This window comes from Peteryoungia wuzhouensis (assembly GCF_003205195.1).
Lineage (GTDB): Bacteria > Pseudomonadota > Alphaproteobacteria > Rhizobiales > Rhizobiaceae > Allorhizobium > Allorhizobium wuzhouense.
In genome coordinates this window covers 1,048,900-1,072,581 of the sequence record NZ_QJRY01000001.1, presented here as the reverse complement: position 1 = coordinate 1,072,581, position 23,682 = coordinate 1,048,900, and the positions used below count along the sequence as shown (strand labels likewise).

General features: G+C 62.2%; 23 protein-coding genes and 1 pseudogene. 14 read left to right on the top strand and 10 right to left on the bottom strand.

What is annotated here, in order from left to right; translation table 11 throughout:
* The first annotated feature begins 11 nt into the window (after positions 1 to 11).
* From ybeY to trmB, 6 genes are all read left to right on the top strand, one after another.
* Entirely contained in the window at positions 12 to 518 is a 507-nt protein-coding gene (gene ybeY / locus DMY87_RS05255; protein WP_110790180.1) for an rRNA maturation RNase YbeY, read from the top strand.
* 12 nt (positions 519 to 530) lie between these two features.
* A complete protein-coding gene (locus tag DMY87_RS05250; protein ID WP_110790179.1) occupies positions 531 to 1,853 on the top strand; it encodes a hemolysin family protein in 1,323 nt (440 codons plus the stop codon).
* 86 nt (positions 1,854 to 1,939) lie between these two features.
* The gene (gene lnt, locus DMY87_RS05245; RefSeq protein WP_110790178.1) at positions 1,940 to 3,535 is read left to right on the top strand and encodes an apolipoprotein N-acyltransferase; all 1,596 of its coding nucleotides are present in this window, start codon (positions 1,940 to 1,942) and stop codon (positions 3,533 to 3,535) included.
* A 148-nt stretch (positions 3,536 to 3,683) separates the two neighbouring features.
* Positions 3,684 to 4,103, top strand: coding sequence for a helix-turn-helix domain-containing protein (locus DMY87_RS05240; protein WP_110790177.1), 420 nt, complete (start codon positions 3,684 to 3,686; stop codon positions 4,101 to 4,103).
* A 166-nt stretch (positions 4,104 to 4,269) separates the two neighbouring features.
* Positions 4,270 to 5,508, top strand: a complete 1,239-nt coding sequence (gene metK / locus DMY87_RS05235) for a methionine adenosyltransferase (RefSeq protein ID WP_110790176.1) — start codon at positions 4,270 to 4,272, stop codon at positions 5,506 to 5,508.
* 7 nt (positions 5,509 to 5,515) lie between these two features.
* Positions 5,516 to 6,217, top strand: coding sequence for a tRNA (guanosine(46)-N7)-methyltransferase TrmB (gene trmB, locus DMY87_RS05230; RefSeq protein WP_110790175.1), 702 nt, complete (start codon positions 5,516 to 5,518; stop codon positions 6,215 to 6,217).
* 45 nt (positions 6,218 to 6,262) lie between these two features.
* On the opposite strand, the gene DMY87_RS05225 is transcribed toward trmB, so the two are convergent.
* Both DMY87_RS05225 and DMY87_RS05220 read right to left on the bottom strand, forming a co-directional pair.
* Entirely contained in the window at positions 6,263 to 6,520 is a 258-nt protein-coding gene (locus DMY87_RS05225) for a BQ00720 family protein (protein ID WP_110790174.1), read from the bottom strand.
* Between the two features lie 47 nt (positions 6,521 to 6,567).
* The gene (locus DMY87_RS05220; RefSeq protein WP_110790173.1) at positions 6,568 to 6,990 is read right to left on the bottom strand and encodes an Hsp20 family protein; all 423 of its coding nucleotides are present in this window, start codon (positions 6,988 to 6,990) and stop codon (positions 6,568 to 6,570) included.
* 145 nt (positions 6,991 to 7,135) lie between these two features.
* Here DMY87_RS05220 and DMY87_RS05215 point away from each other — a divergent pair, with 145 nt between their 5' ends.
* A complete protein-coding gene (locus DMY87_RS05215) occupies positions 7,136 to 8,080 on the top strand; it encodes a nucleoside hydrolase (RefSeq protein WP_110790172.1) in 945 nt (314 codons plus the stop codon).
* Positions 8,081 to 8,177: 97 nt separating this feature from the next.
* On the opposite strand, the gene DMY87_RS05210 is transcribed toward DMY87_RS05215, so the two are convergent.
* From DMY87_RS05210 to DMY87_RS05200, 3 genes are all read right to left on the bottom strand, one after another.
* Positions 8,178 to 10,532 (bottom strand): methyl-accepting chemotaxis protein, encoded by a 2,355-nt coding sequence (locus DMY87_RS05210; RefSeq protein ID WP_110790171.1) that lies wholly within the window; start codon positions 10,530 to 10,532, stop codon positions 8,178 to 8,180.
* 237 nt (positions 10,533 to 10,769) lie between these two features.
* Entirely contained in the window at positions 10,770 to 11,669 is a 900-nt protein-coding gene (locus tag DMY87_RS05205) for a ribokinase (RefSeq protein ID WP_110790170.1), read from the bottom strand.
* A gap of 150 nt (positions 11,670 to 11,819) precedes the next feature.
* A complete protein-coding gene (locus tag DMY87_RS05200) occupies positions 11,820 to 13,043 on the bottom strand; it encodes a DNA recombination protein RmuC (protein WP_110790169.1) in 1,224 nt (407 codons plus the stop codon).
* Between the two features lie 273 nt (positions 13,044 to 13,316).
* Between DMY87_RS05200 and DMY87_RS05195 the strand changes: the two genes are divergently transcribed.
* The 6 genes and pseudogenes from DMY87_RS05195 to DMY87_RS05170 form a co-directional block, all read left to right on the top strand.
* Positions 13,317 to 14,828, top strand: a complete 1,512-nt coding sequence (locus tag DMY87_RS05195; protein ID WP_110790168.1) for a globin-coupled sensor protein — start codon at positions 13,317 to 13,319, stop codon at positions 14,826 to 14,828.
* Positions 14,829 to 14,943: 115 nt separating this feature from the next.
* The gene (locus tag DMY87_RS05190; protein WP_110790167.1) at positions 14,944 to 16,437 is read left to right on the top strand and encodes a globin-coupled sensor protein; all 1,494 of its coding nucleotides are present in this window, start codon (positions 14,944 to 14,946) and stop codon (positions 16,435 to 16,437) included.
* A 76-nt stretch (positions 16,438 to 16,513) separates the two neighbouring features.
* A complete protein-coding gene (def, locus tag DMY87_RS05185; protein ID WP_110790166.1) occupies positions 16,514 to 17,026 on the top strand; it encodes a peptide deformylase in 513 nt (170 codons plus the stop codon).
* 52 nt (positions 17,027 to 17,078) lie between these two features.
* Positions 17,079 to 18,023 (top strand): methionyl-tRNA formyltransferase, encoded by a 945-nt coding sequence (fmt, locus tag DMY87_RS05180; protein ID WP_110790165.1) that lies wholly within the window; start codon positions 17,079 to 17,081, stop codon positions 18,021 to 18,023.
* A complete protein-coding gene (gene truA, locus DMY87_RS05175; RefSeq protein ID WP_110790164.1) occupies positions 18,023 to 18,793 on the top strand; it encodes a tRNA pseudouridine(38-40) synthase TruA in 771 nt (256 codons plus the stop codon). Before fmt ends, truA begins: the two co-directional genes overlap by 1 nt.
* A 9-nt stretch (positions 18,794 to 18,802) precedes the next feature.
* Positions 18,803 to 18,946, top strand: a pseudogene (locus tag DMY87_RS05170) (IS1595 family transposase); the annotation flags it as partial.
* A gap of 8 nt (positions 18,947 to 18,954) precedes the next feature.
* Here the strand turns inward: DMY87_RS05170 and DMY87_RS05165 are convergent.
* The 5 genes from DMY87_RS05165 to dapD all read right to left on the bottom strand — a co-directional run bounded on the left by DMY87_RS05165 (position 18,955) and on the right by dapD (position 22,614).
* Positions 18,955 to 19,323: a type II toxin-antitoxin system RelE/ParE family toxin gene (locus tag DMY87_RS05165; RefSeq protein ID WP_110790163.1), complete on the bottom strand. Its 369-nt coding sequence runs from the start codon at positions 19,321 to 19,323 to the stop codon at positions 18,955 to 18,957.
* Positions 19,323 to 19,601, bottom strand: coding sequence for a CopG family ribbon-helix-helix protein (locus DMY87_RS05160; RefSeq protein WP_110790162.1), 279 nt, complete (start codon positions 19,599 to 19,601; stop codon positions 19,323 to 19,325). Before DMY87_RS05160 ends, DMY87_RS05165 begins: the two co-directional genes overlap by 1 nt.
* A 221-nt stretch (positions 19,602 to 19,822) precedes the next feature.
* The gene (locus tag DMY87_RS05155) at positions 19,823 to 20,419 is read right to left on the bottom strand and encodes a hypothetical protein (protein WP_110790161.1); all 597 of its coding nucleotides are present in this window, start codon (positions 20,417 to 20,419) and stop codon (positions 19,823 to 19,825) included.
* Positions 20,406 to 21,599, bottom strand: a complete 1,194-nt coding sequence (gene dapE / locus DMY87_RS05150) for a succinyl-diaminopimelate desuccinylase (protein WP_110790160.1) — start codon at positions 21,597 to 21,599, stop codon at positions 20,406 to 20,408. The genes DMY87_RS05155 and dapE overlap by 14 nt, the downstream gene beginning before the upstream one ends.
* Positions 21,600 to 21,756: 157 nt before the next feature.
* Positions 21,757 to 22,614, bottom strand: a complete 858-nt coding sequence (dapD, locus tag DMY87_RS05145) for a 2,3,4,5-tetrahydropyridine-2,6-dicarboxylate N-succinyltransferase (RefSeq protein WP_110790159.1) — start codon at positions 22,612 to 22,614, stop codon at positions 21,757 to 21,759.
* Between the two features lie 140 nt (positions 22,615 to 22,754).
* On the opposite strand from dapD, the gene DMY87_RS05140 reads away from it, so the two are divergent.
* Positions 22,755 to 23,633 carry an LOG family protein gene (locus tag DMY87_RS05140; protein ID WP_165826141.1) on the top strand — a complete coding sequence of 293 codons (879 nt, stop codon included), beginning with the start codon at positions 22,755 to 22,757 and terminating at the stop codon, positions 23,631 to 23,633.
* Positions 23,634 to 23,682 lie beyond the last annotated feature (49 nt).

Genomic DNA, 23,682 nt, shown 5'->3' with positions numbered 1-23,682 from the left:
TCAGACCCGACATGACGCACTTGGACATACAGATCGCCGTCGAGGCAGACGGTTGGGCAGACGAGGACGCGTTGGAGGCATTGGCCTCCCGCGTGCTCGGCGCGGCAGAGACCTTTTTGCAGACACAAGAAGGTCAGCTCTTCCCGGCCCAGCCGACTGAACTCTCCCTCGTCTTCGCCGACGATGAAACCATCCGCGAAATCAATTCGGAATGGCGCGGCAAGGACAAGCCGACCAACGTCCTGTCTTTCCCCGCCTTTCCGCTCACGCCCGGCAAGATGCCTGGCCCTATGCTCGGCGATATCGTCATCGCGAGGGAGACGGTGGAGCGGGAAGCCGTCGAACTCGACAAGAGTTTCGACGATCATCTGACACACCTGATGGTGCACGGATTTCTCCATCTTTTCGGCTATGACCACATCGAAAACGATGACGCCGAGGAAATGGAAGCGCTGGAGACTCGCATTCTGGCGGAACTTGGCCTATCTGACCCCTATGCGGGGCAGGACCCCATCTGATAGTTTGGACCAATGAGCGACTTTGTAACAAGAACGGCCCCCGAGGCCAGTGACGGACCGGAAGGCCCGTCGTCCGACGAGGGCAGTAGTCCTTCGCGAGCGGAAAGCTCGAACCGAAACTCAACCTCTTTCTGGGCACGCCTCGCCCGTATCCTGAAGCCGTCGTCCTCGACGAGCCTGCGCGAGGATCTGACTGACGCGCTGAAGGCGGATGCCAGCCTTGGCGAAGCCTTCACGCCCGAAGAGCGGGCGATGCTGCACAACATCCTCCGCTTCCGCGAAGTCCGCGTCGAAGACATCATGGTGCCGCGCGTCGATATCGAGGCGGTCGATCAGAGCGTCACGATCGGCGAGCTGATGACCATCTTCGAGGTTTCCGGTCGTTCGCGCATGCCAGTTTATGCCGAAACGCTGGATGATCCGCGCGGCATGGTCCACATCCGCGACCTTCTCTCCTACGTGACCAAGCAGGCCCGCAGCCGCCGCCGTGCGCCGGCCCGCGCCGCCGCAAACGGTGCCGAAAAGGTTGAGAAGACAGAGAAGGCTGCCAAGCCGAAGATCGACTTCGATCTCTCTCGCATCGATTTGTCCAAGACCGTTGCCGATGCCGGCATCATCCGCTCCATCCTCTTCGTGCCACCCTCCATGCTTGCCTCAGACCTGATGAGCCGCATGCAGGCCGCCCGCACCCAGATGGCGCTCGTCATCGACGAATATGGCGGCACCGACGGGCTGGTCAGCCATGAAGACATCGTCGAAATGGTCATCGGTGATATCGATGATGAACATGACGACGAGGAAGTCATGTTCAGCCGGGTGTCAGACGATGTTCTGGTGGCCGATGCCCGCGTCGAACTCGAAGAGATCGCGGAAGCGATCGGTCCCGATTTCGACATCAAGGATCGTCTGGAAGACGTCGATACGCTGGGCGGTCTGATCTTCTCCGCACTTGGCCGCATTCCGGCCCGTGGCGAAGTCGTCCAGGCGCTGCCAGGCTTCGAATTCCACATTCTCGACGCCGACCCGCGCCGCATCAAGCGCGTGCGCGTCACGCGCAAGCGCGCGGCCGTCCGCCGCCGCTCCGCCAAGGGCGAGCCGGAAAGCCGTGTTGATGAGCACGAGACCGAGAAGGTCTCCACAGCGACCAAGGCCCCGGCGCCGGTGGCAACGGAGGCCAAGCCTCGTGCCGCCAGGGCGGAGCCGAAGCCCCGCCGCAGCAAGCCGGCTGCGACCAACGGCGTCAAGGTGCCGACGGCCAGCAATGAGGCGGAACCCGCAGCCGCGATCGCCCCTGTCGCCGTCGGTGATGCCGGCAACTCTGTTTCCGGCGCCTGACCGCCGCCAGTGGTGAAGTCCGCGACATCCGCCCGGAAGTTTGAAACACTGCCGGGCGGTTGATTCGCGGTAGCGGAGGGGTGTGCATGGAACGACTGGCCGGCAGGATCTTGCTGCTCGGAGGATGGCGTCGATCGGGCTTGGCAGTCCTTGCGGGCGCCATCGGCGCGCTCGCCATGCCGCCTTTCGGCGTCTTCGCCGCCATGTTCGTCTCCTTCACCCTCCTGGTCTGGCTCCTCGACGGGCTTACCGGCGATCCCGAGCGCTCGGGCACGCTCAATCTGCGCGCCGCCTTCCTGACCGGCTGGCTCTTCGGCCTCGGTTACTTCGTCGCCGGCCTCTGGTGGCTCGGCAATGCGCTGCTGGTCGATGCCAGCGGCTTTGCCTGGGCGATCCCGCTTGCGGTGCTCGGCCTGCCGGCCCTTTTGGCGATCTTCTATGGGGTCGCCGCCATGCTTGCCCGCCTCGTCTGGTCCGATGGCATGGGCCGCATCGCAGCACTCGCGCTCGGCTTCGGCCTCACTGAGTGGCTGCGCGCAACGATCGCCACCGGCTTTCCCTGGAATGCCATCGGGTATGCCGCCATGCCCGTGCCGCTGATGATGCAGTCGAGTTATGTGCTCGGCCTTTTTGGTGTGACCGCGCTGTCCGTCTTCGTTTTTGCCGCTCCGGCCCTGCTCGGCACCCGCCGGGGCGCCGTGCCCGGGCTCACGCTCGCGGTGCTCTTGTCCGCAGCGCATTTCGGCTATGGCGCCTGGCGCCTCCATCTCGCTCCGCCGGAGATCGGCGAGGAGCGGCAGGTCAGCATCCGCCTCGTCCAGCCGAACATCGACCAGGCCCAGAAGATGGAAAACGCCGATCGCGTCGGTGTTTTCGAAAAACACCTGGCCCTCACTTCGGCCGCGCCCGCCGCCGGCCACCAGAGGCCGGACGTCATCGTCTGGCCGGAAACCTCCGTTCCCTTCATCCTGACGGAAAATCCGGACGCGCTGGTTCGCATCGGTGATGTTCTGCAGGATGGTCAGGTGCTGATCACCGGTGCCGTCAGGGCGGAGGAGCGCGGCGCGGGCCTGCCGCCGCGCTACTACAATTCGATCTACCTGATCGACGACAAGGGGCAGATCCTGGCGGCCAGCGACAAGGTGCATCTGACACCTTTCGGCGAGTATCTGCCGTTCGAGGATCTCCTGCGCCGCTTCGGCATCGAGGAACTGATCAGCCTGCCGGGTGGCTTCTCTCCGGCCGCCAGTCGCTCACCTCTCACGCTTCCCTCGGGTCTCTCCTTCTATCCGTTGATCTGCTACGAGGCGATCTTTCCGGGTGAACTGGCGCCGGATCTGGCGGGCGCCAATGCAATCATTAATATCACAAATGACGCCTGGTTCGGCGCAACACCCGGCCCCTACCAGCACTTCCTTCAGTCCCGTTTGCGTGCAGTGGAGCGTGGCGTTCCCCTCATTCGGGACGCCAACAATGGTATATCTGCTGTGACGGATAGCTATGGTCAGGTCGTTGATGGTCTGGCACTGAACATATCGGGCGCTATCGATGCAACCATAGGCATGCCAACTGTGCCGAAACGAAACAGTTTCGACCACAACCTAAACTTTTGGTTGGTCCTGGGAGTCCTTGGTTTCGTCGCAAGCATTTCTCGTTTGGGTTTTATTAGACGGATGAATTGACCAAAAACCCCTAAAATTGCATAGTGGCTCCGACCGTGAGTCTGCAAGTATGCTAAAAGATCATCGACGACGAGTACAACGTATCGTAATGGTTGGGCGGGCATGGGGTTATGGTCAAAACGCCAACACATTTGTCAGGACGACATTAATGATCGAGAACAAGAAGAAGCCGAACCCGATTGACATCCATGTCGGTAGTCGGATTCGCCTTCGTCGAACGATGCTTGGCATGAGCCAAGAGAAGCTTGGTGAAAGCCTAGGTATCACATTTCAGCAAATTCAGAAGTATGAAAAGGGCACCAACCGCGTCGGTGCAAGCCGGCTTCAGAATATCTCCAATATTCTGACGGTTCCCGTTTCTTTCTTCTTCGAAGATGCGCCGGGCGAGCAGTCGTCGGGATCGGCGGGCATGGCCGAAGCGTCCAGCTCCAACTATGTCGTGGACTTCCTGTCCTCGTCGGAGGGGCTGCAGCTCAATCGTGCATTCGTCAAAATTGCCGATCCGAAGGTTCGCCGCAAGATCGTCGATCTGGTCAAGGCTCTGGGCGCGGAAGCGGACGCCGAGTGATCGGCACCCTGGTCTGACAAAAAAAAGCGGTCCCCCCGGGCCGCTTTTTTTTGTCCTGTAGGGAAAAAGTTTACTCACATAAAGATATATTTATGTGGTTGTGTTCTTGTCATTGAAACTTGAACTGGGTAACGATGCCGCCATCCATACTTTGAGGGGAATCCCGATGCGCGCCAACTATCTCTTCACCAGTGAATCCGTATCTGAAGGTCATCCGGACAAGGTCTGTGACCGCATCTCCGACGAAATCGTCGATCTCGTATACCGGGAAGCGGCCAAGACCGGGGTGGATCCCTGGACCGTGCGCATCGCCTGCGAGACCCTTGCCACCACCAACCGCGTCGTCATCGCCGGTGAAGTCCGCCTGCCGCCGAGCTTGATGAAGACCGACAAGAACGGCAACGAGGTCATCAACCCGGCCAAGTTCAAGTCCGCCGCCCGCAAGGCGATCCGCGACATCGGCTACGAGCAGGACGGCTTCCACTGGAAGACCGCCAAGATCGACGTCCTCCTGCATTCCCAGTCCGCCCACATCGCCCAGGGCGTCGACAAGGCTGCCGACTCGTCCAACAGCGAAGGCGCCGGCGACCAGGGCATCATGTTCGGTTACGCCTGCAAGGAAACGCCGGACCTGATGCCGGCCCCGATCTACTACTCCCACAAGATCCTGCAGCTCCTCTCCGCCGCCCGCAAGAAGGGCGAGGGAGATGTCGGCAAGCTCGGCCCCGATGCCAAGAGCCAGGTCACCGTCCGCTACGTCGACGGCAAGCCTGCCGAAGTGGCCTCGATCGTCCTCTCCACCCAGCATCTCGACGAGAACTGGGATTCGAAGAAGGTCCGCCAGGTCGTCGAGCCCTTCATCAAGGAAGCCCTTGGCGAGTTGAAGATCGCCGCCGATTGCGCCTGGTACATCAACCCGACCGGCAAGTTCGTCATCGGCGGCCCGGATGGTGACGCAGGTCTCACCGGCCGCAAGATCATCGTCGACACCTATGGCGGTGCAGCCCCCCACGGTGGCGGCGCTTTCTCCGGCAAGGACACGACCAAGGTCGACCGTTCGGCCGCCTACGCTGCCCGTTACCTCGCCAAGAACGTCGTGGCCGCCGGTCTCGCCGATCGCTGCACCATTCAGATCTCCTATGCCATCGGCATTGCCCAGCCGCTGTCGATCTATGTCGACCTGCACGGCACCGGCAAGGTCACCGAGGACGAGGTCGAGGCCGCGATCCGCAAGGTCATGGACTTGTCCCCATCGGGCATCCGCCGCCATCTTGACCTGAACAAGCCGATCTATGCTAAGACGTCCGCCTACGGCCATTTCGGCCGCAAGGCTGGCCGCGACGGTTCCTTCTCCTGGGAGAAGCTCGATCTGGTCAAGCCGCTCAAGGACGCTCTCAAGGCTTGAAGGTGAAATGACGGACGCGGAACGTAAGACGAGGTCGACCGAAGCCTTTTTCGGTCGACGCAAGGGCAAGCCGTTGCGCGAGCAGCAGGTCGGGCGCATGGAAACCATCCTGCCCGAGCTCAAGGTCGATCTCGCATCGCCCGTCCCGGCAGACCTGAAATCGCTGTTCCCCGTGCCCGTCGACAAGATCCGGCTCGAAATCGGCTTCGGTGGTGGTGAACATCTCGTCCACCGCGCCCGCACCAATCCCTCGACCGGCTTCATCGGCGTCGAACCCTTCGTCAATTCCATGGCGAAGCTCCTGGCCGTGGTGGAGGCCGAGGGCTTGAAGAACATTCGCGTCTATGACGATGATGCCGTGCAGCTTCTGGATTGGCTGCCGGAAGGCCAGATCGACCAGATCGACCTTCTCTACGCCGATCCCTGGCCGAAGAAGCGCCACTGGAAGCGCCGTTTTGTCTCGCAGGTCAATCTCGAGCGTTTCCACAAGGTCTTGAAGCCTGAAGGCATCTTCTGCTTCGCCTCCGACATCGACACCTATGTCAACTGGACGCTGCAGCATTGCCGCGCTCACGGCGGCTTCGAATGGACGGCGCGCAATGCCAGTGACTGGCTCACGCCGTATGACGGCTGGCCGGGCACCCGCTACGAGGCCAAGGCCCGCCGCGAAGGCCGATCCTCGGCCTACCTCACCTTCATCCGCCGCTGAGCAAGCGTCAGCCCGCGCTGACGCTCTTCCATTCCATTGTCTCGTTCAGTGCAGAGAAACGGTCTTCAGATCGTCTTCGGCTGCCTTGAAGAAGGTGCTCGAGCGATTGTCGGTCAAAAGGATCGGCGTGCCGTCTGCGGCAAACAGCGCCCAGAGATCCAGCGTCGGATCGATTTCCGGCGCTTCCGGAAAACAGCGCGACACTTCGTCGGACTTCATCTTGCGAATATAACCCACTTCGCCGGCTCCGAGATGAGCCAGTTCGGATTGCGTCAGGCGGGCCGAAGCTTCTTTTAGTAACATTCCGAGCCTCCACATTGGGGGAGAGGCGGCAAAGCATGCCGCAACCGTCATTGTGCGGCGGAGATGTTAATTTTCCTTACCAGATGCATCGGTGCCATGCGGATGATTTCGATTGAAAGCAATCCGTTGCGCAAGCTGGCCCCGGTCACTTCCATACCCTCCTCCAGCGCGAAAACCCTTTGGAATTGGCGGGCTGCGATGCCGCGGAAGAGGAAATCCTGCTCCTCCCGCTCGGCCTGTCTGCCGGTGATCGAAAGCTGCCCGCCCTCGATCGTCACATCCAGTTCCTCTTCGGCGAAGCCTGCCACCGCAAGGGTGATTCGCAGCCGATCCTGCCCCTTGTCAGCCGGCAGTCGCTCGATGTCATAGGGCGGATAGCCGTCGCTTCCGCGCGGCCGCCGCAGCGGAACGCCCTCGGCAAGACTGAACGTGATGATCAACCCCTCGGCGGGAAGGCGGTTTCGGCTCATGCGATTCCCTGTTTGCGTCACCAGTCGACGCCGGTCCTGTATCCACCCAAATATGGGGACTGACGCGCGGCACGACAAGCGGTCGACTGCTTGACAAACGCCATCCGCAGCGCCAAGCCTCGCGCTTTCGATATCAGGACGCCCCATGACAGACCCCCGCAAGATCATCATTGATACGGATCCCGGCCAGGACGATGCCGCGGCCCTCATGCTCGCCTTCGCAAGCCCGGACGAACTGAACCTTCTCGGCATCACCACGGTCGCCGGCAATGTGCCGCTCTCCTATACCAGCCGCAACGCCCGCATCGTCTGCGAACTCTGCGGCCAGCAGGCCCGCGCGGTCTATGAAGGCGCGGATCGCCCGATGGTGCGCGATCTCGTCACCGCCGAGCATGTGCATGGCAAGACTGGCCTCGATGGCGCAGTCCTTCCCGAGCCGACCATGAAGGTCCAGCCTCAGCACGCCGTCGATTTCATCATCGACACCATCCGCCGCGAGCCGGAAGGCACAGTCACGCTCTGCACGCTCGGCCCGCTCACCAATATCGGCCTCGCCCTCCAGAAGGCGCCGGATATCGCACCCCGCGTCCGCGAACTGGTGATGATGGGCGGCGGCTTTTTCGAGGGTGGCAACATCACGCCCGCAGCCGAATTCAACATCTACGTCGATCCCCATGCGGCCGCCGCCGTCGTCGGTTCCGGCATCCCGGTCACCATGATGCCGCTCGATGTCACCCATCAGCTGATGACCACCAAGGCCCGCGTCGCCCGCATCGCCGAAATCGGCACCAAGCCGGCCGCAACCATGGTCGAGTGGCTGCAATTCTTCGAGCGCTTCGACGAGGAAAAATACGGCTCCGACGGCGGCCCGCTGCATGATCCGACTGTCATCGCTTACCTTCTGAAGCCCGAACTCTTCGGTGGCCGCCACTGCAATGTCGAGATCGAGCTGCAGTCCGAACTCACGGTCGGCATGACCGTCGTCGACTGGTGGCGTGTCTCCGGCCGCAAGCCGAATGTCCAGGTCATGCGCAACGTCGATGCCGATGGCTTCTTCGACCTGCTCATCGAGCGCTTCGCCCGCCTCTGACACCGCAGGCTGGACTTTGAGCGTGATCTCCACCTGAAAGAAGGGCCGCCGGTTTTCCGGCGGCCCTTCTTTGTTAGAGCCGAAACGTCGGTTCGGCTCAGAACTCTTCCCAGTTGTCGCCGCCGGCTGCGGGTGCCCGTCCGGAGGCTGCGGCGACCTTCCGGGGTGCCGGATGGTAAGCGGGTGCCCTTGGCGTAGAAGAGGTTGGCGCCGCGCCTGTGGGCTGGCGCATGGCCTGCGCGGTCGTCCGCAACATTGCCGTAGACTGTCCGCCGCCGCTTACCTGAAACCGCGCCACGAGGTTCTTCAGCGTATCGGACTCGTTGCGCAGCGCCATGCTGGCGGCCGTGGTTTCCTCCACCATCGCTGCATTCTGCTGCGTCACCTGGTCCATCTGGTGCATGGCGGAATTGACTTCCTTCAGTCCGGATGCCTGCTCGCTCGCCGAGGCCGAGATCTGTCGGATGAGGCCGTTGATCTGCAAAACCTGTTCGGAGATCTTGTGCAGCGTCTCGCCGGCCTGGCCGACGAGCTGCACGCCATCCTTCACCTGCGCACCCGATGCATTGATCAGCGATTTGATTTCCTTTGCCGCATTGGCAGACCGCTGCGCCAGTTCGCGCACTTCCTGGGCAACGACGGCAAAGCCCTTGCCGGCTTCGCCCGCACGAGCCGCTTCAACACCCGCGTTGAGTGCCAGCAGGTTGGTCTGGAACGCGATCTCGTCAATGACGCCGATGATCCGCGAGATCTCCTGCGAGGACTGTTCGATGCCCTGCATCGAGGCAACCGCTTTCTGCACAACCTCGCCCGATTTTTCCGCATCTTTCACCGCGATGCTCACGGTATTGGCGGCGATCCCGGCATTGTCGGCGCTCGAATTGACCTGTTCGGTCAGCTCGTTCAGCGCCGCCGCCGTCTCTTCGAGGCTCGCAGCCTGCTGCTCGGTGCGCTTGGCAAGGTCTGCAGCACTTTCCGAGATTTCACCCGTACCGGCGCTGATATTGACCACGCCTGTGTTCACCGAGGCAATTGCCTGTTCGAGGGTTGCCAGGGCTTCGTTGAAGTCCCGCTTCAGGGCGCCATATTCGCCAGGGAAATCCTCGGCGATCCGGAAGGTGAGGTTGCCGCGCGAAAGTTCGGACAATCCGTTGCCGAGGGCTGCGACCACGTGCTGCTGTGTCGCGGAGGAGGCGCTGCGCTCCTGTTCATTGCGACGCCGCTCGCCTTCGGCTTCCTGGCGCTGTGCATCGGCTTCGGCGGCGAGAACGCGGCTTTCGGCCAGGCGATGGCGGAAGCCGTCCAGAGCCTTGGCGACCATGCCGATTTCGTCGTCACGATCCTGGTTCGGCACGGTGTCGTCATATTTGCCGGTGCTCAGCACGGTCACACTGCCGACCAACCCGGCAAGCGGCTTCCGCACGAAGCTGCCGACGGCCAGGTAAAGAGCCGCCATCACGGCGACAAGCACGATCACGCCGCCGATGATCATCATATAGGTCTGGGCTTCGACCGGAGCGCTGATCGCCGCATGCGGAACGTCCACTAGGATAACCCAGTTGGCATTCACGTCGGGCAGCTGGAAGGGATAGACCACCCGGTCGAACCGCTTGTCTGCTTCGCCGAGATCCTTGATCACGCCGCCGCTCAGCGAAGCCAGGGCAGATTTTATGAGATCCGCCCCGGTTTCCTCATAGGGCTTCATCTGAAGGTCCGGTGTCGGCCCCACGATCCATTTTCCGCTTTGCGAAAGCAGGGTCACGCGGCCCGTCTCGAAGGGATGCAGCTTGTTCAGCTTGTCGGTCATCGCCTTCAGCGAAATGTCGACGCCGCTCACGCCGATCAGCTTGCCGCCGGCAATCACCGGATAGGCAATCGACGTCATTGCGGTGTGCTCGCCCGTGGTCTGTTCGGCATAAGGCTGGGTAATCGCGCCCTTCCGGCTCTTCGCGGCAAGTCCATACCACTCGGCCTCGAAATTGGAATTGAAGGTCGAGAAGGTGAAGCCTCCGTCCTTGCTCTTCGTCCAATAGGGGTTGAAGGCGCCGTCCTTGGCCGATCCCGTCTCCGTCTTCCCGGCCATGCTGGGGGACTGGCCGTCAAAGGCGTTGGGTTCCTCGCCAAACCAGCTGCCAAAGGCAAAGGCGTTCTGCTCGAGATTGGCTTTCAGCACGTCGACGACGGATTTGCGATCGAGGTATTTACCCTCCTGCGCGCGCCCGATGACGCCGGCCATCGATCGGGCCGCACCGGCCAATTCTCCGACCGAGCCTGCGACATCCGTCGCAATGGCCTTCGCTTCGGCATTGGCCTGATCCATCGTCAGGGTCTGGACCCGCTCGCGTGTCTGAAGGATAAGAAAGAGGTTCGATACGAATAGAACGACGGCAATGGCGGCGCCGGTCACGACGATCAGTTTCGCTGCCAATGACTTCATCTTGAAAATGGACATTGCTTCCTCATGCTCACATGAAAAACGATGACATTGGAGACACGTGATGCGTTCGCAATGCTGGAACATGCTCCATCATGGAAGCACGGGGGCAGGGAGCCGTCCGGAAAGGTCGGGCGGCCTTGCACCGGAAGATGAAGGTTCATTCGTAAAAAATGCTTGAAGGCAAACGCCCTCAAACCGCCTCAGGCGATTGATTTTTTGCTAATATATCAAGAGTTTGATCAGGAAGACGTTTTATAGCCTGCCCGCGACATCGCCCGCCACGGGGATCGAGGGCTGCGCGCCAGCCTTGAGGCAGGCCAGAGACCCCGCGACTGCCGCGCGTCGAAGCGCCGCGTCGAAGCCGAGACCCGCATCCAGGCTTGCGGCAAAATAGCCGCAGAACGTGTCCCCGGCGCCGACGGTGTCGACCGGCTCGATCTTCAGCCCTTGTGCCTTGTGCAGCACGCCGCCTTCGGCGGCGATCACGCCGGCAGCGCCGAGCGTGATGATCAGCACCTGGCCCGTCTCGCGATGCATGGAAAGGGCGGTCTCTTCCCGTTCGGCGGCCGTCAATCCCTGGCGTCCGGCGAGGAGCTCGAATTCGGTTTCGTTGGCAATCACCACATCCGCGAGTTTTGCCAGGGTCGCGGCTTCCGCCGTCAGCGGTGCCAGATTGAGGATCGTCCGCACGCCGGCGCCCTTGGCTGCCTTGAGCGCCGCTTCCACGGCCTTGGCCGGCACCTCCAGCTGCAGCATCAGTGTATCGCCGGCCTTCAGTGCCGAAACGGCCGCTTCCGCCTGCCCGGCGTCGACCGTGCCGTTTGCCCCGGCAACCACGGCAATCATGTTCTCGCCGTCGCCGCCGACCAGGATGAGAGCCGTACCCGTCGGCCCGTCGACCGTCTTCACGCCGGAGAGATCGGTTCCCGCCGCGTCCAGCAATGCGACCGCAGGCGCCGCGAATTCGTCGCGACCCACGGCGCTCACCATCCGCACGTCGGCCCCCGCCCGCCGTGCGGCCAGTGCCTGATTGGCGCCCTTGCCGCCGGCCGCCGTGGCAAAGCTCGTGCCGGCCACCGTCTCGCCGGGAACCGGCAGGCGTGGCGTGGTGGCGACGAGATCCATATTGATGGAGCCGAATACGGTGATCATGAGCGCGGGCCTCCCTGAAGCAATTCCCAGCAAAAGTCGGAACCGGTTTTGCGTCCGCAATTGCGAGAAAACAAGACATCAGACCATGGAAGGCGCCACGGAGGTCGCCGGACATGGTCTGGGGGTATTGCGCTCTTGTGGACCAGCCCGTCAGTCTTCGTCAACAACCCTGAGCTTGAGCAGCCCCGTGCGGCTTTCCACGGCCCGGGACGCGCCGTCTCCGGCATCGGCGGCACCGCCGGGCACCTCGAACTCCATCGCCTCGATCTTGGCGCCGCGCTTGGCCAGCTTGTCCGAGGAGGTGATGATCTGTTCAACATCCTTCTGCGCGGCCAGAAAATGGCTCTGCAACTTGCGTGTCCGGTCGTCCAGGCGGCTGAGGTCCTCCATCAGCCGGATCACTTCGCCCTGGATCAGATGCGCCTGCTCGCGCATGCGCTGATCCTTCAGTACGGCCTGGATGACCTGGATCGAGAGCATCAGCAGGGATGGCGAAACGATGACCACCCGCTGGCGATGCGCCTTCTGCACCACGCCTTCGAAATTCTCGTGGATCTCCGCAAAGATCGATTCCGACGGCACGAACAGGAATGCCATTTCCTGCGTCTCGCCCGGCAGAAGATATTTGTCGGCGATATCCTTGATATGCACCTCGATGTCGCGGCGGAACTGCTGGCTGGCGATCTTCTTGTGCTCCGGTGTTTCCCCGTCACGGATCGCATTCCACGCCTCCAGCGGAAACTTCGCATCGACCACCAGCGGCGGGGAATTGTTCGGCATCCGGATCGTGCAGTCGGGCCGCGATCCGTTCGACAGCGTCGTCTGGAATTCATAGGCACCCATCGGCAGCCCGTCGGCAACGATCGTCTCCATACGTGACTGGCCAAAGGCCCCGCGCGTCTGCTTGTTGGAGAGGATCGCCTGCAACCCGACGACATCCTTGGCCAGCGACTGGATGTTGTTCTGCGCCGCATCGATCACCGCCAGCCGCTCCTGCAGCGTGCGCAGGTTGTCGTGGGTCGATTTCGTCTGCTCGGTGATCGTCGTTCCCAGCCGGTGCGTCATGCCATCAAGCCGTTGGCTGATCGACTGGTTCAGTTCCGCCTGCCGGCTGCCGAAGACCTCGGCCATGGTCGCGAGCCGCCCCTGCATCTCGGCCTGCGCTTTCAGCAGTTCGGCGAGCCTTGCCTCGGCCGCCTCGTCGCGCCGCAGCGTATCCTCCATCATCTGAGCCCGGATGCGCGCGGCGCGCATCGAGCCCAGGAACAGGGCAAGAATGGGGAGGAGAACCAGTCCTGCGGCGAGCGCCAGCAGAATGCCGGGGCCGAGCGTGACGGAGCCGATGGTGATGGCGGGAATGTCTTGGATGTTCATCACAAGACTATACGCGATTCGCCCCGCCGAAACAGATCAAAGAGTGAACGTTTCCAGGCCCTGCTGTTTTGGCCTGGTGGACATGAGACTTTTTGTGCGGGCATAACTGATAAAAGACAAGGGCAGGGCCGATAAGTGGTCACCAACGCTATACCCTTCATAAATAGGGGGAAAGCTTCGCATTTTAGAAACCATAGATTTACCATTTCAGGGTCTGCTTATGAAACGGTTCGGCGATTTTGCCGCAGTCTTGCAATGGATAGTAGAATTACGATGGTGTCGCAGAGTGACAATGCCGATCTGAAAAACCGCCTTCGCTTTCTCGGGTTGGACGACAAGGGGCGAGAGACCCTTCGGCGCATGGGTCCCCTGATCCGGGCCAATATCGGCGCTGCGCTCGACATCTTCTACGACAAGATCCGCAAGGTCCCGGAAACTGCGGCGTTCTTCCGTGGCGAGGATCATATTCGCGGTGCCAAGGGCCGTCAGGAAGAACATTGGGGCATCGTCGGCACGGGCGACTACACCGAAAGCTATGTCGATGGCGTCACCAAGGTCGGCAAGGCCCATGCCCGCATCGGCCTCGAGCCTCGCTGGTATATCGGGGGCTACGCGCTGGTCCTCGAACAGTTGATCCATGCCGTGGCCCGCGATCGCTGGCCAAGCCGCTTTGGCCGCCAGAAGGCGCCGCAACTGGCCGACGAGATTTCGGTGGTGATGAAAGCGGCCATGCTCGACATGGATTATTCCATCACCGTCTATCTCGACATCCTCGCCGCCGAGCGCCAGAAGGCCGAGGACACCCGCCTGCGCGCCGAGGCAGAACAGGCGACTGCGCTGGCCGCATTGCGCACGGTCCTGACAAAACTCGCCGCCGGCGATCTCGAAGCGCGTCTGCCGGATGATCTGCCGGCCAATTTCGTCGAAATGGCACGGGACTACAACGCCTCGGTGGATGCCCTCCGCTCCACCATCGGCACGGTCCGCAGCTCCGCCGACGAGATCTTCAAGTCGACGTCGGCCATCGCGGAGGCGACTGACGATCTCGCCCAGCGCACCGAACAGCAGGCAGCCGGCCTCGAGGAAAGCACGGCCGCCCTGCATGAACTCACCCAGAACGTTACCCTCACCGCTGATGGCGCCCAGAAAGCCGCCCAGGTCGTCGGCGTGGCGCTCGACGAGGCGCGTGTGTCCGAAGCGGTCGTCTCCCGCGCTGTCGATGCCATGGGCGCCATCGAGAAATCCTCCGATGCCATCTCCAAGATCATCGGCGTCATCGATGAAATTGCCTTCCAGACCAACCTGCTCGCGCTCAATGCCGGCGTCGAGGCCGCGCGTGCCGGCGAGGCCGGACGTGGTTTCGCGGTCGTCGCGCAGGAAGTCCGAGAACTTGCCCAGCGCTGCGCCAATGCGGCGCGCGAGATCAAGAGCCTGATCTCCCAAAGCTCCACCCAGGTCAATTCCGGCGTCGGCCTCGTCAACAATGCCGGCGACGCCCTGAAACAGATCATCGTCCGCATCGGCGAAATCAACGAGATCGTCGGCACCATCGCGGCCGCCGCCGCCGACCAGTCCGGCGGCCTGCGCGAGGTCAACACCTCGATCGCCTCCATGGACCAGATCACCCAGCGCAACGCCGCCATGGTCGAGGAAACCTCCGCCCAGACCGCAACGCTCGGCGAAGAGGCCGAACGTCTGCTGGCAGCCCTTCAGGGTTTCCGCATCCATGATGGTCACGCCCAGCCCCGGCAGCGCTCGACACCCGTCCGGCGCATGGCGGGATAGAAATGGCCCCCGGCTTGAAATGAAGGGTTAAGGTTCGGTGGTGTTTAGCTTCTGTTTAGAAAACCGTGACAGGTCTGCTTGACGACTGTCAATCACATAACCTCGCGTTGGAACCATGCATCAGAAATCGAACACCGATCTGTCCGAACGCCTCGACTTCCTGGAAATCGACCAGAAGACGCGCGACACCCTGGGAGAGCTCCGTCCGACGATCGGTGATGTCATGGGACCGGCGCTGGACAAGTTCTACGCCAAGGTCGCCAAGACCGCCAAGACGGCAGGTTTCTTCCGCGACGGCGCCCATATGAGCGGTGCCAAGAACGCGCAGATCGGCCATTGGGACAAGGTCGCCAAGGGCAGCTTCGACGAGGATTACGTGCGCGGCGTCACCGCCGTCGGCAAGGCCCATGCCCGCATCGGGCTTGAGCCGCGCTGGTATATCGGCGGCTATTCCATGCTGGTCGGTGAACTGCTCTCCGGCATTCTGGTCAAGCATTGGCCCTTCCCCTTCGGCAAACGCCATGCCGAAACCCTGGCGAATAAGATGAGGGCCGTGGTCAAGGCCGCCATGCTCGACATGGATTATGCCATCTCGGTCTATCTCGACGAGCTGGAAACCAAGCGCAAGGCGCTCGAAGAAGAACGGGCCCGCTTCGAGGCCGACCAGGCGATTGCCATGGAGCACCTGCGCCGTGGTCTGGAATCGCTCGCCCGCAGCGATTTCGAAAGCCACATGACCACCGACCTGCCGCAAAACTTCAAGGAAATGGCCGGCTATTACAACGACACGGTCGACAAGCTGAACGTCTCCTTCGCCGCCATCCGCCGCGCATCGGAAGAAATCCTCGGCGGCACCGATGCCATTGCCCATGCGTCGAGCGAACTTGCGAGCCGCACCACCCGCCAGGCCGCCGGTGTCCAGCAGAGCTCGACCGCGCTCCAGCAGCTCTCCGTCAGCGTCAGCCAGACCGCGGCCAATGCCGAACGCGCCTCGGCGGCCGTGCGCGAGACGCAGCAACAGGCGCAGACCTCCGGCACGGTCGTGTCGCGTGCCGTCAACGCCATGGATGCGATCGAGAAATCGTCCACCGAGATCTCCAAGATCATCGGCGTCATCGACGAAATTGCCTTCCAGACGAACCTTCTCGCCCTGAACGCCGGCGTCGAAGCGGCCCGTGCTGGCGATGCCGGCAAGGGTTTTGCGGTTGTGGCGCAAGAGGTCCGCCAGCTCGCCCAGCGCTCGGCCGATGCCGCCAAGGAAATCAAGCAGCTGATTTCCCAGAGCTCAGGCCAGGTCAAGCAGGGCGTCGAACTCGTCACCGGCACCGGTGAGGTCCTGGGCGACATAATCGCTCGCATCGATGCCATCGACAGCTTCGTTTCGGATATCGCGACCGCCGCCAAGGACCAGGCGACCGGCCTCAACGAAGTCAACCAGGCGACCCGCAACATGGATCTCCTGACCCATGAAAACAGCGGCATGGTCGAGCAGACCTCGGAAGAAACCCGCCGCCTGCGCGCCGAAGTCGCCGGCCTCGTCGAACTGATGAGCCATATCCGCACCCGCACCGAGAACACCGGCCACGGCCAGCGCCGCACCGCCGCCTGATCGCAACATCGGATACGGGAGGAATTCGATGCTTTTTTCGATTTCCTCCCTTTCGAACTTGCGCTAAGGGAGGCTCATGACCATCAAGCCACTCATAATCCTGCCCGATCCGCTGCTGCGCCAGGTCTCCGAACCTGTGGAGCGCGTGGATTCCGAGCTGAACCAGCTTGTCGATGACATGCTCGAGACCATGTACGAGGCCCCCGGCATCGGACTCGCCGCGATCCAGGTCGGCGTGCCGCGCCGACTGCTCGTGATCGATCTCGCCAAGGAAGGCGAAGATCCCAAACCCCTCGTCTTCATCAATCCCAAGATCATCCGCTCCTCCGATGAGCGCTCGGTCTATGAGGAAGGCTGCCTGTCGATCCCGGATTATTACGCAGAAGTCGAACGCCCGGCGACGATCACCGTCACCTCGCTCGATCGCATCGGCAAGGAAGTCACGACCGAAGCCGACGGCCTGCTCGCCACCTGCCTGCAGCACGAGATCGACCATCTCGACGGCGTGCTGTTCATCGACCATATCTCCCGCCTGAAGCGCGAGATGGTCATCAAGCGCTTCACCAAGGCTGCCCGTCAGAAGATTTGATCGAGGCCGCGCAGCTTTGCGCGACCCTCCGCTCTTGAAGGCGAGACCCGACATGGCACTGCGCATCATTTTCATGGGGACGCCGGCCTTCTCCGTCGCCACCCTCAAGGCGCTTCACGCCGCCGGCCACCACATCGTCGCCGCCTATTCCCAGCCGCCCCGCCCGGGCGGCCGCCGTGGCCTGGACTTGCAGAAATCCCCGGTCCATCAGGCCGCCGAAGAGCTCGGAATCGAGGTCCGCCACCCGCTCAATTTCCGCGACCCCGCCGACCGCGAAGCCTTCGCCGCCCTGCAAGCCGATGTCGCCGTGGTCGTCGCCTATGGCCTGCTCTTGCCCCAGGCCATCCTCGATGGCACGCGCCTCGGCTGCTACAACGGCCACGCCTCGCTCCTGCCGCGCTGGCGCGGTGCCGCCCCCATCCAGCGGGCGATCATGGCCGGCGATGCCGAGACCGGCATGATGGTGATGAAAATGGACAAGGGCCTCGACACCGGCCCCGTGGCACTCACCCGCAAGATCGCGATTGCCCCCGATATGACCGCCGGCGAACTGCATGATGCTCTGAGCCTCGTGGGGGCCGAGGCCATGGTCGAGGCCATGGCGCTCCTGGAAAAAGGAGCGCTCGAAACCGTCGCGCAGCCGGAAGAGGGCGTGCTCTACGCCGCCAAGATCGACAAGGCCGAAACCCGCGTTGACTTTGCCCGTCCCGCCCGCGAGGTTCACGACCATATCCGGGGTCTCGCCCCCTTTCCCGGCGCCTGGACCGAAATCGAGGTCGGCGGCAAGCCCGAGCGCGTCAAGCTGCTCGCATCCCATCTGGCCGAAGCAGACGGCCAACGCGGCGCTCCGGGCACACTACTTGACGATCACCTGACCGTTGCCTGCGGCACCGGCGCCGTCAGCCTCGTGCGCCTGCAAAAGGCCGGCGGCAAGCCGCTCGATGCGCAGGATTTCCTGCGCGGCACGCCGCTTGCCAAGGGCACGGTGATCGCCTGATGCCCCGCTTTCGCATGATCGTCGAATATGACGGCACGGCCTATGTCGGCTGGCAGCGCCAGGACAATGGCCATGCCGTGCAGTCGGCCATCGAGAATGCCATTCTGGCGCTGTCGGGCGAAACCGTCGTCATCAGAGGCGCCGGCCGCACCGATTCCGGCGTACATGCCAAGGGCCAGGTCATCCATGCCGATCTCTCCCGCGCCTGGGTGCCCTACAAGCTGCGCAATGCCCTGAACGCCCATTTGGCCCAGGCCGGCGAACAGGTCTCGATCGTCGATGTCGCCGCCGCCCCGGATGATTTCGACGCGCGCTTCTCAGCCCTTCGCCGCCATTACCTCTACCGCATCATCACCCGCCCCGCGCGTCTTGCGCTGGAGGCGAACCGCGCCTGGTGGGTGCCGAAGCCGCTCGACCACGAGGCCATGCATGAGGCCGCCCAGCAGCTCGTCGGCCACCACGATTTCACCACCTTCCGCTCGGCCCATTGCCAGGCGGCAAGCCCGGTGCGCACGCTCGACCGGCTCGATGTCTCCAGGCATGGTGATCTGATCGAGATCCGCGCCAGCGCCCAGAGTTTTCTGCACAACCAGATCCGCTCCTTTGCCGGAACGCTGAAACTGGCCGGCGAGGGCAAGATGACGCCTTCGGATGTGCGCGCCGCGCTCGACGCCCGCGACCGTGCCGCCTGTGGCCCGGTGGCGCCCCCGGAAGGGCTCTATTTCATGCGGGTGGATTATCCCGGCGACGAGCCGCAGCCGGACATCTGAGCAATTCCGGCTAAGGGCGTTCCCAATGTCTTTGCGCAGAAACTGCTCGACCCCGAATACGTTGCGCCAGAACGACGCGTCTATCGATGAAGCGTACCGCCACGCCCTGTCCTGGCCAAATCACGGTCGGCTTTCGTATTCGCTACTCACTGACAACCCATTCAAGACCGAGGCCCTGGCTTCGCGACGCCGCTATGTGTATCCTCGTTGTCTTCGTCATCACTATTGTCATAGTCGGCAGCAAGTTCGTCAGGCGTATATGCGTCCTTCTGCCGTGCGTCTCTCATTGCCGCAATCTCAACCATGCCCTCGCGTGCGCGGATCGTGAGCACCAGAGGCGGCATACTCACTTTGCGTGTACCTTCCAGAACACCTTTCTCGGTCATTTGCGGGAATGACGAAAGAAGGTCCTTCTGCCTCTCCAGACGCTCGATGAGCTTTCTGGCCGCAGCGGGGTTCACCTCAGCAAGTTCGATAACCTTGTTGAGGAACCAGCGTTCTGCACTCTTGGATAAACGGACAGGAGGCATCAACCAGCCCGCTGGCTGCGTCGGTATTCGGCTGCATCAACGATAGTTCGAGCCTTATCAAGCACGTCTTCAAGATCGACACTTTCGCCGCTATCCAGTTCAGCGATGCCTTGGGCATCCCTGAGAACTTCAGCACCTTCACCTGCCAGATATTGGCCGAGGGCTTTCTGCATCACCCAAGTCCGATCCCGATCAAGGAGCCTCGCGATTTCATCGAATTTGGCAACCAGGTTCGATGGCAGGCGCAAGGAAACCTGGGTTTTTTCGTTGTTCAACATGGCCAGGAGCTCCGTATTTCAGTGAAATACAACGTAACCCAATCAGGAAGAAAGTCAATTTCTATCGCCCATACCGGCCCCAACAAAATCGAATAAGCCTATTTAAATCAGTAGCTTAGAGATTTTCATTGGTCATCAATATTCGGTAGAGCCGACGCTAAAGGGATAGGCCGTCAAAAGTGTGAAGCGATGTTGCGTCCGGACTTCTGTGAAGAAGGGCCTCAGCCCGGATAAACGCCGAGATAACGTTCCAGCACTTCCGCCAGGATCATTGAGGGCACCAGCACCACCATGATGATCGTCGACACCGTCAGCAGGTGATCGCCGATGATCATCCGGACGATCCGGAACAGGATGGCAATCAGCGTCACCATCAGCAGGAACCAGAGAAGCGCCACCAGTCCGCTGAGGCTGGGCAGCAGCATCATGATCAGCACCAGCAGGCCATAGGCGTAAGAGGCCGGCAAAGCCAGCCAGTTCGTCACCACCACAAGCGCGGCGAATTTTTCGCCGAGCCCGACCATCCAGCACAACACGCCCAGCAGAATGACCGGCACCAGCCAGTTCGCCGCTTCCACCAGGGTCAGCCGAAAGAAGAACAAGAGCCCGGTTGCCGTGCCTGTCGGCTGGCCCTCGAGAAACAGCACACGCCACCAGGCGAACGAGAGAAGGATTGCCGGCAACGCCCAGGCGATCGACCAGAAGGAGCGCGCGGCTCCCCGGTCGCTGAAATCGAGATGGGCAAACCCCGCCGGGTCCTGCTTCACCAGCAGCCACAGGCCCTTCAGGTAGATCTCGATTTCCTTAAGCGTGGGCATGGGCGAACCACTGCTCGATGAAGGTCTGGTAGATCACCGTCAGCGTTTCCAGGTCGGCAACCGAAACCCGCTCGTCGACCATATGCATGGTCTGCCCCACCAGGCCGAACTCCACGACAGGGCAATAATCCTTGATGAAACGCGCATCCGATGTGCCGCCAGTGGTCGAAAGCTTCGGCGTCCGACCTGTGACCGTCTCGATAGCCCCCGATAGCGATGAAATCAGGCTGTTGCTGCGCGTCAGGAACACATGGCTCGGCCGTTCCGACCACACGATTTCATAGGCCATCGCCGCGCGACCCGGCCGAAGCTCTGGATCGACCGCTGCCGCATCGAGCCGGCGCAGGATCTCGGCCTGCACGCTCTCGGCATCCCAATGGTCGTTGAAGCGGATGTTGAACTTGAAGCGGGCGGTCGCCGGAATGACATTGGTTGCGGCATTGCCGACATCGATCGAGGTCACCTCGAGGTTCGACGGCTGGAAGTTCTCCGTGCCTGCGTCGAAGGCCGGGAACATCAGGCTTTTCGCCAGCGACAGCGCGCCGCGCACGGGGCTGTCGGCAAGATGCGGATAGGCGGCATGGCCCTGCACGCCGCGCACGGTCACCGTGCCGGAAACCGATCCGCGCCGGCCGATCTTGATCATGTCGCCCAGCGTGTCGGGATTGGTCGGCTCGCCCACCAGGCAGGCATCCCAGCGCTCGCCGCGTGCGGCCGCCCATTGCAGAAGCTTCACCGTGCCATTGACGGCCGGTCCCTCTTCGTCGCCGGTGATCAGCAGCGAAACGGAACCCTGCGGCACCTTGCCGGCGTCCACCAGCCGCGCATAAGCCGAGATGAAGCAGGCAATCCCGCCCTTCATGTCGACGGCGCCCCGGCCGAAGAGCATGCCGTCGCGCACCTCGCCGGAGAACGGCCCGGCCGACCAGTCGGCCTCGTCGCCGACGGGCACCACGTCGCTGTGGCCGGCAAACATCAGATGCGGACCATCGGTGCCGGCGCGGGCATAAAGGTTCTCGATGTCGGGCGTATCCACATCGCGCTCGACCATCCGGTCGACGGCAAAGCCGAGCGGCTTCAACAGGTCCTCCAGCACCGAAAGCGCACCGCCTTCGGCCGGCGTGACCGACGGGCAGCGGATCAGGGCTTGGAGAACATCGACGGGGCTGGTGGCGTTCATGGCGGTCTATCTGGGCTGTGCGTCGGTGAGAAAACGGGTCCTTGCCGAGACTTAGCCGAAGGCTACGGCGGTGTCATCTCGTGTGCAGCGACAGAAGTGTCGCACAGCCGGACCGGTGGAGAAGGGCGCCGGCCGGAACCGGCGCCCTCGCATGCAATCAGTCGCGCAGCAGCTCGTTGATGCCGGTCTTCGAGCGGGTCTGTGCGTCGACGCGCTTGACGATGACGGCGCAGTAGAGGTGCGGCGCCGCAACGCCGTTCGGCATCACCTTGTCGCTTCCCATCGAGCCGGCGACGACGACGGAATAGGGCGGCACTTCGCCATAGGTCACTTCGCCGGTTGCGCGGTCGACGATCTTGGTCGACTTGCCGATGAACACGCCCATGCCGAGCACCGAGCCCTCACGGATGATGCAGCCTTCGACGACTTCCGAACGGGCGCCGATGAAGCAGTTGTCCTCGATGATCGTCGGGCCCGCCTGCATCGGCTCCAGCACGCCGCCGATGCCGACGCCGCCCGAGAGATGCACATGTTTGCCGATCTGCGCACAGGAGCCGACAGTCGCCCAGGTATCGACCATGGTACCTTCGCCGACATAGGCGCCGAGGTTGACGAAGGAGGGCATCAGGATGGCATTCGGCGCGATATAGGCCGAGCGGCGCACGACAGCATTGGGAACCGCGCGGAAGCCGGCCGCGCGGAACTGGTTTTCACCCCAGCCCTCGAACTTCGACGGCACCTTGTCCCACCAGGTGGAGGCGCCGGGGCCGCCCTTGACGACTTCCATGTCGTTCAGGCGGAAGGAGAGAAGCACGGCCTTTTTCAGCCACTGATGCACGGTCCAGGCACCATCTTCGCCACGGGTCGCAACACGCGCCTTGCCGCTGTCGAGCAGGTCGAGCGCTGTTTCCACGGCATCGCGGATCTCGCCCTTGGTGGCGGTCGAGACCGTGTCGCGGTTTTCGAAGGCCGCTTCGATGACGTGTTCGAGCTGGGTGAGATCGGAGGCGCTCATCTGAATTCCTTAAACTTCGTTGTCTAACCTTGGGGATGGAAGCGATCAGGATCTGATCGAAAATTCGCGCAAAGCTCTAGCGCATAAGTCGCTGCATGAAAACAGCGTCTGGCGGCCTTGCGCGTCGGAAAGGAACAAGCATGGCGAGACTGAAAAACGGCAAACATCGGCGCAAGGACGGCTCCTGGGATCCGTTGAAGGATTCATCCACCGATCGCCAGACCGCGCAGGTCATCCCGCGCACGCCGCAATCCGCGTCTTCGTCCTACACGCTCGCCTATGTCGACGATGAATTCCTCTGCCGCGAGGAGTTGCGCCCGGTGCGCCTGCAGCTGGAATTGCTGAAAACCGAGATGATTCTCACCGAGCGCAACATCAAGTCGACGGTCGTCATGTTTGGCGGCGCGCGCATCCCGGCGCCCGGCCAAGAGGCCTGGGCGGCGAAAAACGATATCCAGAAGAAGAACCTGGAGAATGCCTCGATCTATTACGATCAGGCCCGCCGCTTTGCCCAGCTGTGTTCCAACCAGTCGAAGAGCAGCGACTATCACGAATATGTCGTCGTAACCGGCGGTGGCCCGGGTGTCATGGAAGCGGGCAATCGCGGTGCCGCCGATGTCGGCGCGCCCTCGATTGGCCTCAACATCGTGCTCCCGCATGAGCAGGCGCCGAACCCTTACGTCACGCCCGAGCTCAGCTTCAACTTCCACTATTTCGCCATCCGCAAGATGCATTTTTTGATGCGCGCCAAGGCGATCACCATCTTCCCCGGCGGTTTCGGCACGCTGGACGAGTTTTTTGAAGCCGTGACGCTGATCCAGACCAAGCGCATGGCGCCGATCCCGCTCATCCTCTTTTCCAAGGCCTTCTGGCACGACATTATCAACTTCGAAGCGCTCGCCAATTTCGGCACCATCGCACCGGAAGATCTGCAATTGCTGCACTTCGCCGAAACGGCGGAGGAAGCCTGGCAGATCATCGCCGACTTCTACGACCTCAACGCAGAAGCGGCCCCGTAAAGGGCCGCTCCATCGCGTGTTCGGTCTGGTCGTTCGGCAGTCGGCTCCG